Source organism: Clostridium sp. AM25-23AC, from assembly GCF_003435125.1.
Taxonomy (GTDB): Bacteria; Bacillota; Clostridia; order Lachnospirales; family Lachnospiraceae; genus Pilosibacter; species Pilosibacter fragilis.
In genome coordinates, this window is the sequence record NZ_QWGI01000002.1 from 1 (window position 1) to 12,618 (window position 12,618).

Genomic DNA, 12,618 nt, shown 5'->3' on the forward strand with positions numbered 1-12,618 from the left:
CTCCATGCTCATATCGCACGTCAGCGGAAAGACTATCTACACAAGGAATCCAGAAAGATAACCAATTTTTATGATCTTGTGTGCATAGAATCTTTGAATATGAAAGAAATGAGCCAGGATTCAAGGTTCGGAACGAGTGTTCATGATAATGGATGGGGTATGTTTACTGATTTTCTTTCCTACAAATTAGAACGTGCCGGTAAGAAACTGGTTCGTATTGATAAGTGGTATCCCAGTTCAAAAATCTGCAGCTGTTGCGGAAAACTCAAAAAGGAGTTGAAACTGGAAGACCGTATCTATAGCTGCACCTGTGGAAATCAGATGAACCGTGATGAGAATGCAGCTATCAATATTTGCAGGGAAGGATTGAGAATATTGGGAGTTGAACTTGAAACAGAAAGAAAAATTTCCTGATCTCCGCCCAAAACGTAGATTTTGTTCGGGACTGCGTAGATACGAAACAGCCCCGCTCGTAATAACAGAACCGTGGGACACACGGGGATAGCTCGCCTATGCTTTGCCCAATAGGGCAATCGAACGAGAAGCCCCCACTTCAAGCGTTAGCTAAGTGGGGGGAGTATGTCACAGAAAATGATCTTCGCATCCTGTCCGCCGAGCTCGATGGCGGTTCCCACAGTCTCGTAGGTCTTCTTTAAGGCGATGGAGTTAGCGACGACCTCCTGGATATAGGGGGTGCCAGCCGCCTCGGCCACAGGCTTTGCACCGGAACCGGTGAGAATGATCCTGGCGTCACAGTCAGGAAAACGCTCTGCCGCTTCCCGGATTGCGAAGAGGACGCTGGCGAGCTGATCCGCGTGGTGGCGGCGGTAGTCGGAGTATAAAAGTGTTTCGGTCCCGGCATCCAGGACCGTGATCTTTGTTGTGGTGGAACCGACATCGATTCCGATCAGTAACTTTTTCATAATCGTATTCTTTCATATTGATAACAGTCCGATTGCTTTGAAGGTGACGGTTATCTTTTTCTCTGTTTGTCCTTATCTGTATAGTTTAGAAAGAAAAAAGGCATAAAACCGTTTTGCATCTAAAATCATGCCGATTTCTGCCAATTCATTCAGTATTTTAGTGCCTGAATTTTTAAAAGTCAAGAATTGCGTGGGATGGAAAAGGGAAAACAGTGCTAAAATTTCGCTAAGATAGTGCAAAAATGGCGGAAAATACGGGAAGTCAGGGAAAAAGAGGAGACTTGAAAAAAGAAAGAAAAAAGTCGAAAACAGCAGTTGCGGCGGTGCGCCGGATACAGGTAAAAATCAGATTAAAGCTGGAAAAATAACTATTTGAAGAAAAGGCATGTAAAAATCAGAGAAATCTGATCCACATGCCTTTTATAGTAAGTTCTATCGTAACTGTTCAGTAGGTCTGCGCACTTGCTGCGCTGACCGTAAGAAAACATAGGCTGGAAGGCAAAAATCCCATCAGCGAAGCTGATCTGGAATGGATTTTTGCACGTAACTATGAAGGCACTGAATAGTTACGTTCTATCATTCTTTTACGAGAACTTTTGTGATTTCTGCAATATAAACAGTGTGATAATCTTTCTCCGGATACCATTTTCCATCGTTCTCTTTTGCGATAAAGTTCTCCGGCTTGATCTCATCCTCGTAGAGCTTCCTGCACACGAAGACCATGCTGGCCTCCTCGAAAGCAGCTGTTCCGTCTGTGAAATACGGGGTAAGTCCAGCTTCTTTGACCTTGTCGCAGTCGCGGCCTGACTTGGAACCGCAGATAGAGAGTGCCTGCTTGTACTCCGGTCCGTAGAGGGACAGGGTAAATGTATCGTTTGCGTCCACGAATTTCTTTGTGTAGCGCTGCGGACGGATATAGCAGGTGGCAACATTCTTGCCCCAGAGGACGCCGAGACCGCCCCAGCTTGCTGTCATGGTGTTACAGCCGGATTCGTCGCCAGCGGTGATGAGCATCCACTCAGAACCGATCTTTGTGAAGGGATTAAAATTCAGACTTTTGATATCAACTTCTTTGAATGCCATGGAAAAATCTCCTTTCAATGATAAAACTGCAGTAACTGTTCCGTAGATCTTCGCAGTTACAAACTACTTTTATTATAGAATGAGATAAAATAAAATGCAAATGCTTTGTATCCTGAGGGCTGGTTTATGAAAAAAACTGTGCAGGGTGCGGAAAAATTCATGAATGAAAAAGAAAATTATGCTTGAATGAACGTAATATAAGTGTTATATTTTTAACAAGACAGAGAAATCCATGAGGACGATCATGATTGGAGGAAAGCATATGAGAGGTGTAGAGACAAGGATCCAGGAGATCCGTCACCGGATCTTCCGGGAAGTAGCAAGAATGGCGTACCATACGGAATGGTCGGTGGACAAACGGATTGAGGAACTTCCGTATAAGATCATTCCGGGAGAAGTCGGAAATTTCAGAAACGATGTTTTTTTGGAGAGGGCGATCGTGGGCGAGCGGCTCCGTCTTGCCATGGGACTCCCGTACCGCGGGGCATCGGACCCGGCACCGGTATCCCAGGGGATCGAGGAGGCGGATAAGCCGGAGACATACTACACGCCGCCGCTCATCAATGTGATCAAATTCGCCTGCAATGCGTGTCCGGAAAAGCGGGTCTATGTGACAGACGGCTGCCAGGGTTGCCTTGCCCACCCGTGCGTGGAGGTGTGCCCGAAGGACGCGGTGAGTCTGGACCGCACAAACGGAAGATCCAGGATCGACCCGGATAAGTGCATCAAGTGCGGACAGTGCGCGAATGTCTGTGCCTATCATGCCATCATCATCCAGGAGCGCCCTTGCGCGGCGGCCTGCGGCATGGATGCTATCCACTCGGACGAGAACGGAAAGGCGGATATCAACTACGACAAGTGCGTCTCCTGTGGACAGTGCCTCGTGAACTGCCCGTTCGGAGCCATCGCGGACAAGTCCCAGATCTTCCAGGTCATCCGCGCGATCCAGACAGGTGAGAGAGTGTACGCCGCTGTGGCACCGGCATTTGTCGGTCAGTTTGGCCCGAAGGTAACACCTGGAAAGCTGAGGGCGGCCATGAAAGCCCTGGGCTTTGCGGACGTCTTTGAGGTCGCCATCGGCGCGGACCTCTGCGCGGTGCAGGAGGCGGAGGACTTCGTGAAGGAAGTTCCGGAACAGCTGCCGTTTATGGCGACATCCTGCTGTCCGGCATGGTCCATGATGGCGAAAAAACTGTTCCCGGACTACGCGAACTGCATCTCCATGGCGCTGACGCCGATGACGCTCACCGCGAGACTTATCAAGAAGCAGCATGAGAAGGCAAAGGTGGTCTTTATCGGGCCCTGCGCGGCGAAAAAACTGGAAGCCATGAGAAAATCTGTGCGGAGTGAGGTGGATTTCGTCCTGACCTTCGAGGAGATGGCGGGAATCTTTGACGCAAAGCATGTGGATATCGAGAATATCGCGGAGGATGAGGGCGGAGTCAATGCGGCATCCAGGGATGGAAGAAACTTCGCAGTTGCCGGCGGCGTCGCGAAATCCGTGGTGGATGTGATCGCCCAGATGTACCCGGATAAGGAGATCAGGGTGGCGAATGCCGAGGGCTTAAAGGAGTGCAAGAAACTTTTACAGCTTGCCAAGGCAGGAAAGTACAACGGATACCTGTTGGAAGGAATGGCATGCCCGGGCGGCTGCGTGGCAGGTGCCGGAACAATGCAGCCGGTGAAGAAATCCCAGACGGCAGTCTCCTTATATGCCGCGAAAGCCGGTCATGTGACCAGCGACAGGACGGAATATGTGAGTGAGCTGGAGAAACTGGTGGACTAAGTGCGTGGCAGCTTGTTTTGCCGGTTCAGAATGCAAAGCAACCGATTAAAGAGTTATCAAATAAAAGCGGCTTCCTTGACGGAAAGCCGCTTTCGTTGTAAAATACGTACTTGACTCGTTTTTTAGTGGAAAGATCCAGCAAAGACATGTCACAGTGAGCAGGAAAGGAGGAACTTTAAGATGGATCAGAAGATGGAGAAAAATAAGAATAAAACAGGACTTGTGCTGGAAGGCGGCGGTATGCGCGGCATCTATACGGCGGGAGTCCTGGACGTATTTCTGGATGAAGGCCTTACCTTTGACGGGGTGATCGGTGTTTCGGCGGGAGCGGTCCATGGATGCAGTTTCCTTTCGGGACAGAAGGGAAGAAGCATCCGGTATTATAAAAAATACTGTGCGGACAAGCGCTTTATGAGCACCGAAAATCTGATCAGGACAGGAAATTTTGTGGATACTGATTTCTGTTACCATGAACTTCCAGAGATCCTGGATGTTTATGATTATGACACGTTTAATAAAAATAAAGAGCACACCGATTTCTACGTGGTCTGCAGCGATGTTGAGAAGGGGAAGCCGGTCTACGCGAAGCTTCACGATATGAAGCGTGATATCGGCTATATCCAGGCATCAGCGTCGCTTCCATATGTGTCAAAGTTTGTGGAGCTTGACGGCAGAAAACTGCTCGACGGCGGATGTACGGACAGTGTCCCGGTGGAAGCATTCCGGAGACTGGGATATAAGCGCAATGTTGTGGTCCTCACGAGAGATTCAGAGTACCGGAAAAAGCCGGAAAATACCTGGATGGCGGATATTGTGTACCATAAATACCCGAAGTTCGCAGAGGCACTTAAGAACCGGGCTGTCGAGTACAACATGAGTATCCGTAATATCGAAAAGCTGGAAAGGGCGGGCGAAGTTTTCGTGATCCGTCCGAGCGTTCCTCTTACGATCCCGAGGATCTGCAAGAGCGCCGAGGAGATCGAAAAGACATATCAGATCGGTGTCATGGACGCGAAGAAGATGATGGCGGATCTGAGAAAATGGCTGGAAACGTCAGATGGATCAGAAGGGTGACGGAGCAGTCATGAAATGGTGAAGCCACCAGAGAAAAATAATTATGCGGGAGCGCCCGGTCTGCTTTATGGGCAGATGACAGAGTGGAAAACAGACTGATAAGGGGGAGAAAGATATGGCAGCAGGAAAAAAAGAAAATCAGAACGCGGACCATATGATCCGACCGGTGGCGTATATCCACACGGATTTCCCGACAAAATTCGGAATTCCGAGACAGAGCGGCCTGACGGGTGATCTGGAGGCGAAGATCGTCTTTGAGCCGGAATTTTCCAATCCTGAGGCCATCCGGGGAATCGAAGAGTTCTCCCATCTCTGGCTGATATGGGAGTTTTCGGAGAACGTCAGAAAGCCGGGAAACTGGTCAGCGACGGTGCGTCCGCCGAGACTCGGGGGAAACATGAGAGTCGGTGTGTTTGCCACGAGATCCCCGTTCCGTCCGAATCCCCTGGGACTTTCCGTCGTGAAGCTTAAAAGAGTGGAATACCTGGAAAACGGCGCTCCGGTCTTAGTTGTCACGGGGGCGGACATGATGGATGGGACGCCTGTCTTTGACATCAAGCCCTACGTCCCCTTTGCGGACAGCCACCCGGAAGCGAAGGGCGGCTTCACGGACCAGACGAAAGAGTACGGGCTTGCGGTGGAGATCCCGGAAAAACTTCTGGAGTTCCTGCCGGAAGAAAAGCGGGATCCGCTCCGCGCAGTTCTGGCCCAGGATCCCCGCCCGTCCTACCAGGAGGATCCGGACCGGGTTTATGGCATGGAATTTGCCGGATATGAGGTGAAGTTTACCGTGTCGGAGAAGGTTCTCCATGTGAAAAGTGTGGAGAAATGTACTGTTTGAGCAGTGCAGAAAAATGATTTAGAAGAAAAAAGTTATGGACAATGATCGTGATGACGATCTTTGTTGTCGCCATCGGTTCCCTTGGAATCGCAGGTATCCCTGGAACAGCGACCATGGCTGCTTCCGTCGGACTTTCCGGTGTCGGCATGGGCGCCCAGTTCGGTATGGTCAGTCCGATCTTAGCCATAGACCCGATCATCGACATGCCGAGAACCATGATCAACGTCACCGGTTCCCTGACGAATGCACTTGTTGTAGATAAGATGATGGGAAATCTGAATCTGGATGACTACAATGATATGAGTTTAAATACTCTGGACAGCAAAGCAAACAAGGAAAGCGCAGAGAAATAAAATAGCTGCAAAGAAGCGTAAATTCCCCGTGTGTATCTGTAAGGCAGGTATGCGCGGGGATTTTTTGAGGAAAAACAGTGATGATTTCCGTAAAATGGGCATTTAAGTATGAATTTAACATGCAAAAATGTTAAATTCATAACTATATCCGCTAAAAATTCGAAAAAACTGGACAGGCTCATATTTTCCTGTATAATAAATACTCGTGGTCTTTTTTCGGGACCAGACAGTTACTTTTACACACACAGGTAAGAAAAAGGAGAATATTGAGTATGGAAAAAATACGTCCAATGTTGTTCACAACATTGAAGAAGTATTCCGGTGCCCAGCTGATGTCTGATGTGGTAGCAGGTATCATCGTAGCCATCATTGCCCTTCCGTTGTCCATCGCGCTGGCACTGGCGTCCGGCGTAGGTCCGGAGCAGGGAATCTACACGGCCATCGCGGCAGGCTTCGTGATCTCATTCTTAGGCGGCAGTCAGGTACAGATCGCAGGTCCGACAGCAGCCTTTGCTACGATCGTAGCCGGCATCGTGGCGAGAAGCGGCGTGGAAGGTCTGGCAGTCGCAACGATCCTGGCAGGTATCATCCTTGTTATCATGGGATTCTGTCAGCTTGGTTCCTTAATTAAGTTTATCCCGTTTACGATCACGACCGGATTTACCTCCGGTATCGCGGTTACCATCGTGATCGGACAGTTAAAGGATTTCTTTGGTGTCACATACCCGGCAGGCATGGAGACCATCGAGACCATGCAGAAGTTAAAAGCTTTCGCCGCAGGTTTCGGAACCATGAATGTTCATGCGGTGATCGTAGGTCTTGTCTGCCTTGCGATCCTCATCGTGATGCCGATGATCACGGAGAAGATCCCGGGATCCTTAGTGGCAGTCATCGCAGGTATCGTGATGGTAAAATTCCTTCCGTTACAGGTCAACACCATCGGAGATCTCTACAGCGTCAGCAATGCACTTCCGGCCTTCCATATGCCGGCCTTCAGCTATGACGTGATCCAGGGATCTTTATCCGACGCATTCACGATCGCAATCCTGGCAGCCATCGAGTCCCTGCTTTCCTGTGTTGTCGCGGACGGCATGATCGGCGGAAAACACCGCTCCAACACAGAGCTTGTGGCCCAGGGTGCAGGAAACATCGTTTCTGCTTTATTTGGCGGAATCCCGGCAACCGGTGCGATCGCACGTACAGCGGCAAACATCAAGAACGGCGGACGCACTCCGGTAGCCGGAATGGTCCACGCAGGTGTTCTTCTTCTGATCCTTGTGATCCTGATGCCTTACGCAAGCTGGATCCCGATGCCGACGATCGCGGCGATCCTCTTCATGGTTGCATACAACATGTGCCAGTGGAGAACCTTTGCAAGACTCGCAAAGACAGCTCCGAAGAGCGATATCGCTGTTCTTGTGATCACATTCTTCTTAACAGTAGTCTTCGATCTTGTCGTAGCCATCGAGGTGGGCATGGTGCTTTCCTGTCTGCTGTTCATGAAGCGCATGAGCGACGAGATGGGAGTCAGAAGCTGGCTCCATGTGGAGGAACTTGAGGAGCAGAAGCGCGAGGAAGAGGAAGCTGCCAAAGGCGCGAAAAAGGCAAATGCGATTCCTTCTGTAGAGGAAGCGCAGCTGAAGGCGGCGGCAGAGGAGATCAACCCGGCAGATTTACGCCAGATCCCGATGGAGCTTGCGGTCTACGAGCTCACAGGACCGTTATTCTTCGGCGCGGCTGACCGCATCAACCAGATCACAGTGGGGGAAGGCACAAGATGCCTGATCCTGCGCATGCGTGCGGTTCCGGCAGCCGACAGCACAGCCATGAACTCCATGACAGCCCTCTATGAGCGCTGCAAAAAGAACGGAGTCACCCTGATCCTGTCCCATGTCAACGAGCAGCCGATGCGCGCAATGGAGAAAGCCGGATTCGTGGATCTCGTGGGAAGAGAAAATTTCTGCAGGAATATTGAGGAAGCCCTTGACCATGCGGACAAGATGCTTGAGAAGTAAATAAGGACGCGGAGGAAGATTTTTCTGCGCAAAGCTGAAAAGAGCTGTGTGACTATATTTGGGTCATCAGCTCTTTTTGGCATATGTAGGGAAGCATAGACTGCAAAAATTAAATTATATTTTTGAAAAAGTCTGTTAAGATGACGCAAAACGCAAAAAATACATACAAAAGTTACAAAAATCCTGACGAAATATATTGTACATGTTATTTGCAAAATTTGTGTTAAGGAGAAAAAATAAGCGATTAAGCGGCGGCTAAAAAGCAGGTAAAAAGGTAGCGGGGATAAAAATTCTGTGATATATATGGTTCGACTTAAAAACAGGAGAGAAATTTCATCCTGTCAGATTAAAACCATCCCGAAAAAGAAATTTGGCAAAGATTCTTTGCAGGAAACAAAAGCGGGGTGGATATAAAAGAAGAGTTTGGGAGGTCTATATCATGGCTAATTTATTTTCGATCCTTTTCATCATCCTTGTTGCGATTGTAGGCGGTATTCCGACCATCGTGATCACGGGTTATATTCCGGTCATGATCGCTCAGAAGATTTATAGAAAAGTGAAGTACGGATATTCTTTATATCGTTAAAATAAAGGGATGGTTGACTGGCTGTTTGAAAAAACGGCAGTGAAATCTGAACAAATATCATTAAGACGGGTGACTTTTCGGGAAATTATCTGCAATCTTAACACGATTTTAGCAGAAATTATGTTATAATGAATCCAAAAGAAGAATAAGTGATAAGAATGGCAGCAGTTGTTCTTCATGGATCATAAAAAAACCGGAGGTTCCCCTATGAGCACAAAAGTCAGATCAGTGTTAAAGAACAGCGGGATCGCGTTCGGGATCCTGGGAATCGCGACGGCATTTTGTTTTCTTGTCCAGCGGATCTCAGAATCAGACACGCACGTCCCGCTGTTGTTCGTTTTGGCGGTGCTGTTTGTGTCCCGCTTTACGGATGGATATGTTTATGGAATCGTCGCATCGATCATCGCTGTGTTCGGCGTGAACTATGTATTTACGTTCCCGTATTTCAAACTGAACTTTGCGATCACAGGATACCCGCTGACCTTCGTTGCCATGCTGGCTGTGGCCTGCAGCGTCAGCGCCCTGACGACCCAGATTAAGAAACAGGAGCAGATGCGGCTGGAGGTTGAGCGGGAAAAGATGCGCGCGAACCTTCTGCGGGCGGTCTCCCATGATATCCGCACCCCGTTGACGTCGATCGTCGGCTCCGCGTCCGGGATCATCGACAACTATGACGCGCTATCGAAGGAAAATATCCTGGAACTCCTTGAGGACATGAAATCCGAGGGTCAGTGGCTCGTCCGGATGGTGGAAAACCTTCTTTCCATCACGAGGATCGGGGATGGAACCGCCAGGATCGATAAGGAAGATGAACTGGTGGAGGACGTGATCAGCGGAGCGATCACGAAATTCAGAAAACGATTCCCGGATATCGAGGTAGTCCCGAAAGTGCCGGAGGATGTCCTGTTTGTGCCTATGGACGCGATCCTGATCGAGCAGGTGATCGTAAATCTCCTGGAAAACTGCGTGCTCCACGCGGACGGTATGACAAAGATCTGGTTGATCGTGACGGAGGACGGGGACCAGGTGAAATTCTCTGTTGAGGATGACGGTGCCGGAATCAAGGAGTCCGCTCTTCCGAGAATGTTCGACGGAAGTTTCCAGTCGGAGGACGGAAAAGAGAGCGATTCCAAGCGAAATATGGGAATCGGACTTTCGGTCTGCATGACCATCGTAAGAGCCCACGACGGAATCATGAAAGCAGAAAACAGAAAAGAAGGCGGTGCCAGAGTGATGTTCTGGCTGCCGAAAGGAGTGGACACGGAATATGGAGATTAAAGACAGAGTGCTGGTCGTGGAAGACGACAAGAGGATCAGCAATTTCATCAAGACAGTGCTGGAAGCGAACAATTACGATGTGATCGTTGCGCAGACGGGAGCGGAGGCATACAGCATGGTGACCTCCCAGTGTCCGGACGTGGTGATCCTGGATCTCGGTCTTCCGGATATGGACGGCATGAAGATCCTGCAGGGCGTGCGGGAATGGTCCGCGATGCCGGTGATCGTTGTGTCGGCGAGAACCCATGAGAGGGATAAGGTGGAGGCACTGGATCTCGGAGCCGACGATTACATCACGAAACCTTTCGGAACATCCGAGCTTCTCGCGAGGATCCGCACTGCGATCCGCCACACAAGGTCTGGGATCCCGAATCAGCCGGGCGGACAGACGGGAGTTTTTAAATCCGGCGGATTGACCATCGATTATGACAAGCACCGCGTGTTTATCGACGGTGTGGACGCGGGGCTGACCCAGAACGAGTATAAGATCGTGAGTCTTCTTGGAAAGTATGCCGGGAAAGTCATGACTTATGACTATATTATCAAAGAAATCTGGGGACCGAACATGAAGAACGACAACCGGATCCTGCGCGTCAATATGGCAAATATCAGAAGAAAGATCGAGAAGAATCCTGCGGAGCCGCAGTATATTTTTACAGAGGTCGGCGTCGGATACCGGATCGTGGAGCCGGATTAGGACAGGATGGCGTGTTGCAGCGGAAAGTGAATAAGCTATGGTAAAACACCTGCTGTGTCCTCTGTAAATTTAGAGGGCAGCAGGTGCTTTTTGTGTAATAGGAAATTCCGAGGAATTCCCTATTACACAAAAGGCACTAACGTGCCAATGATGCGCATTCTATTGTGTGGCAGCAGCCTTCTGGACAAGTTCATCCAATGTCCCGAACCGGTAGCTCATCTCCTCCCACTTCGTCAGCAGCTCATCGAGGATCGCCGCGTTTGTGGAGGAAGTACTGTGCAGAAGCACGATGGCACCAGGATGGATGCGCCCGAGAAGCTTTTTGAATGCTTCCTCCTTTGTGGGCTGTTTGTCCTGATACCAGTCCACATAGGCGAGACTCCAGAAGAAGGTCTGATAGCCGAGAGCTTTTGCCATCTGAAGATTCGCTTTGCTGTACTTTCCCTGGGGCGGCCGGTAGTATTTCCGCATGTTCTCTCCTGTGATCTCTGTGTAGCTTGTTTCGAGGCTTGAGAGCTCTTTCGCGAAGCTTTCCGGATCGCTGATCTTCGACATGTCCGGGTGGTGGTATGTATGGTTTGCGACAATATGCCCCTCGGAGACCATGCGTTTTACGAGGTCCGGGCTGGTCTCCAGGTAGTTTCCGACGACGAAAAACGCGGCGGGAACCTGATGCTTTTTCAAGGTGTCCAGGATCATGGGGGTATTGCCGTTCTCGTATCCGGCGTCGAAGGTCAGGTAGATGACTTTCTCGCCGGAAAGATCGGCGTACCAGGCATTGTACTGCTTTAATTCATCTGCCGTGGCGTTAGCGACAGGCGGCTTTCCCTCCTGCTGGAATGAGAGGCCCCAGTTTCCGTCCGCAGATGCCGGGACTGACGGAATGACGGTGGCGGCGAAAGCGCCGAGGACGTAGGAGAGGGGGAGTAGGATGAGAGCCAGAAGAAGTGTGGCTGGACGGCTTCCTGCGAAAGCCTGGTCATGATCGCGCGGGAATTCTTTTAAAAGACAGAAAAATGGAAATTTCATGAAATGATATCCTTTTCAGGTGGTTCCAGAGACGTGCAGATGTCTCATGGAATTGCTTTTTATAATATATTCCACCCCGGATATTTGTATTCCATCGCAAAATGTGGTAAGATGTGTTGGTGCGCGTAAAGCTGCCGGTTCGGCAGTATGAAAGGAGAGAAAAAATTGAAGATCAGGATCCGGAGGATTCTTTTTCCAATACTGTTCTGTCTGGCGGTAGCATGTATCATTGAACTTCCACTTGCGCAGACAACGATTTTCGGGGACGACGTGATCTTATGGGATACCTTGTTCCGCTCAGTCATCGCGGTTCCGATGCTGGTACATCTTTATAGAGAGGATTCGGTGTTCAGGGGAAAAGAACACTGGAACGGAAAAATCGCGGCTGCGGCATTTTTCAGTGGCGCAGGAATATCCCTGGCGTTCGGCCTTGCGGTGAGAGCGCTTCAGATCTCTGGCGCGGCCCTGACAGATGAGAGCCTGTTCACAGGAAATCTGTGGCTGGAGGCTGTGGTGCTTTTGGCGGCATCCCCGATCCTTGAGGAATATTTTTTCCGCGGCGTTCTCTATGGAAGATGCAAGGAGCTTGTATCCGCCCCGGCGGCAGCATTTATGACCGCGGCGTTTTTCGGTGTGTTCCACTGGGACCTTGTGCAGGGAATCTACAGCTTCTTTATGGGGCTGCTCCTGGCATATCTTATGGAAAAAACGAACACGGTGAAGGCACCGGTGGTGTTCCATTTCGCGGCGAATCTGGCGGCACTTGTTCTGGAGGTTTTTTAGCATGACGGAAAGAGTGTGCTTATATTTTGTATCAAAATCGGTCGGTTCCGGCGGTCCTGATGCCGCAAAGATGGCGAAAAAGGCGGCAGATTGCCGTAAAATCGTAAGGGAATTGTAATTGAATCATCAAAACCCAGATGATAAAATAGTTTAGGCAAAAAGGAAAGGCG

13 protein-coding genes are annotated in these 12,618 nt (G+C 49.8%); 10 read left to right on the forward strand and 3 right to left on the reverse strand.

Annotated features, from left to right (window positions below):
• A partial coding sequence (locus DW677_RS01215) for an RNA-guided endonuclease TnpB family protein (RefSeq protein ID WP_147324912.1) occupies window positions 1-414 on the forward strand: 414 nt, incomplete at its 5' end.
• A gap of 146 nt (window positions 415-560) precedes the next feature.
• Here the strand turns inward: DW677_RS01215 and DW677_RS01220 are convergent.
• On the reverse strand, window positions 561-923 hold the full coding sequence (locus DW677_RS01220) for an Activator of 2-hydroxyglutaryl-CoA dehydratase (HSP70-class ATPase domain) (RefSeq protein ID WP_015554116.1): 363 nt from the start codon (window positions 921-923) through the stop codon (window positions 561-563).
• A gap of 576 nt (window positions 924-1,499) precedes the next feature.
• Entirely contained in the window at window positions 1,500-2,006 is a 507-nt protein-coding gene (locus DW677_RS01225; protein WP_117513926.1) for a flavin reductase, read from the reverse strand.
• Window positions 2,007-2,268: 262 nt separating this feature from the next.
• Between DW677_RS01225 and DW677_RS01230 the strand changes: the two genes are divergently transcribed.
• The 8 genes from DW677_RS01230 to DW677_RS01260 all read left to right on the forward strand — a co-directional run bounded on the left by DW677_RS01230 (window position 2,269) and on the right by DW677_RS01260 (window position 10,636).
• Window positions 2,269-3,792 carry a 4Fe-4S dicluster domain-containing protein gene (locus tag DW677_RS01230; protein ID WP_117566418.1) on the forward strand — a complete coding sequence of 508 codons (1,524 nt, stop codon included), beginning with the start codon at window positions 2,269-2,271 and terminating at the stop codon, window positions 3,790-3,792.
• 180 nt (window positions 3,793-3,972) lie between these two features.
• Entirely contained in the window at window positions 3,973-4,866 is an 894-nt protein-coding gene (locus DW677_RS01235; protein ID WP_117504617.1) for a patatin family protein, read from the forward strand.
• Between the two features lie 115 nt (window positions 4,867-4,981).
• Window positions 4,982-5,707 (forward strand): tRNA (N6-threonylcarbamoyladenosine(37)-N6)-methyltransferase TrmO, encoded by a 726-nt coding sequence (gene tsaA, locus DW677_RS01240; RefSeq protein ID WP_015554121.1) that lies wholly within the window; start codon window positions 4,982-4,984, stop codon window positions 5,705-5,707.
• Window positions 5,708-5,748: 41 nt separating this feature from the next.
• Window positions 5,749-6,060: a cation:dicarboxylase symporter family transporter gene (locus DW677_RS01245; RefSeq protein WP_252196394.1), complete on the forward strand. Its 312-nt coding sequence runs from the start codon at window positions 5,749-5,751 to the stop codon at window positions 6,058-6,060.
• A 272-nt stretch (window positions 6,061-6,332) separates the two neighbouring features.
• Entirely contained in the window at window positions 6,333-8,075 is a 1,743-nt protein-coding gene (locus tag DW677_RS01250) for a SulP family inorganic anion transporter (RefSeq protein ID WP_117566346.1), read from the forward strand.
• Between the two features lie 439 nt (window positions 8,076-8,514).
• Window positions 8,515-8,661: a hypothetical protein gene (locus DW677_RS18200; protein ID WP_015554124.1), complete on the forward strand. Its 147-nt coding sequence runs from the start codon at window positions 8,515-8,517 to the stop codon at window positions 8,659-8,661.
• A 207-nt stretch (window positions 8,662-8,868) separates the two neighbouring features.
• The gene (locus tag DW677_RS01255; RefSeq protein WP_117469347.1) at window positions 8,869-9,939 is read left to right on the forward strand and encodes a DUF4118 domain-containing protein; all 1,071 of its coding nucleotides are present in this window, start codon (window positions 8,869-8,871) and stop codon (window positions 9,937-9,939) included.
• Window positions 9,929-10,636 carry a response regulator transcription factor gene (locus tag DW677_RS01260; RefSeq protein ID WP_015554126.1) on the forward strand — a complete coding sequence of 236 codons (708 nt, stop codon included), beginning with the start codon at window positions 9,929-9,931 and terminating at the stop codon, window positions 10,634-10,636. Before DW677_RS01255 ends, DW677_RS01260 begins: the two co-directional genes overlap by 11 nt.
• A gap of 159 nt (window positions 10,637-10,795) precedes the next feature.
• On the opposite strand, the gene DW677_RS01265 is transcribed toward DW677_RS01260, so the two are convergent.
• Window positions 10,796-11,665: a polysaccharide deacetylase family protein gene (locus DW677_RS01265; protein ID WP_242990603.1), complete on the reverse strand. Its 870-nt coding sequence runs from the start codon at window positions 11,663-11,665 to the stop codon at window positions 10,796-10,798.
• A gap of 165 nt (window positions 11,666-11,830) precedes the next feature.
• On the opposite strand from DW677_RS01265, the gene DW677_RS01270 reads away from it, so the two are divergent.
• Window positions 11,831-12,448 carry a CPBP family intramembrane glutamic endopeptidase gene (locus DW677_RS01270; RefSeq protein ID WP_181968280.1) on the forward strand — a complete coding sequence of 206 codons (618 nt, stop codon included), beginning with the start codon at window positions 11,831-11,833 and terminating at the stop codon, window positions 12,446-12,448.
• Window positions 12,449-12,618 lie beyond the last annotated feature (170 nt).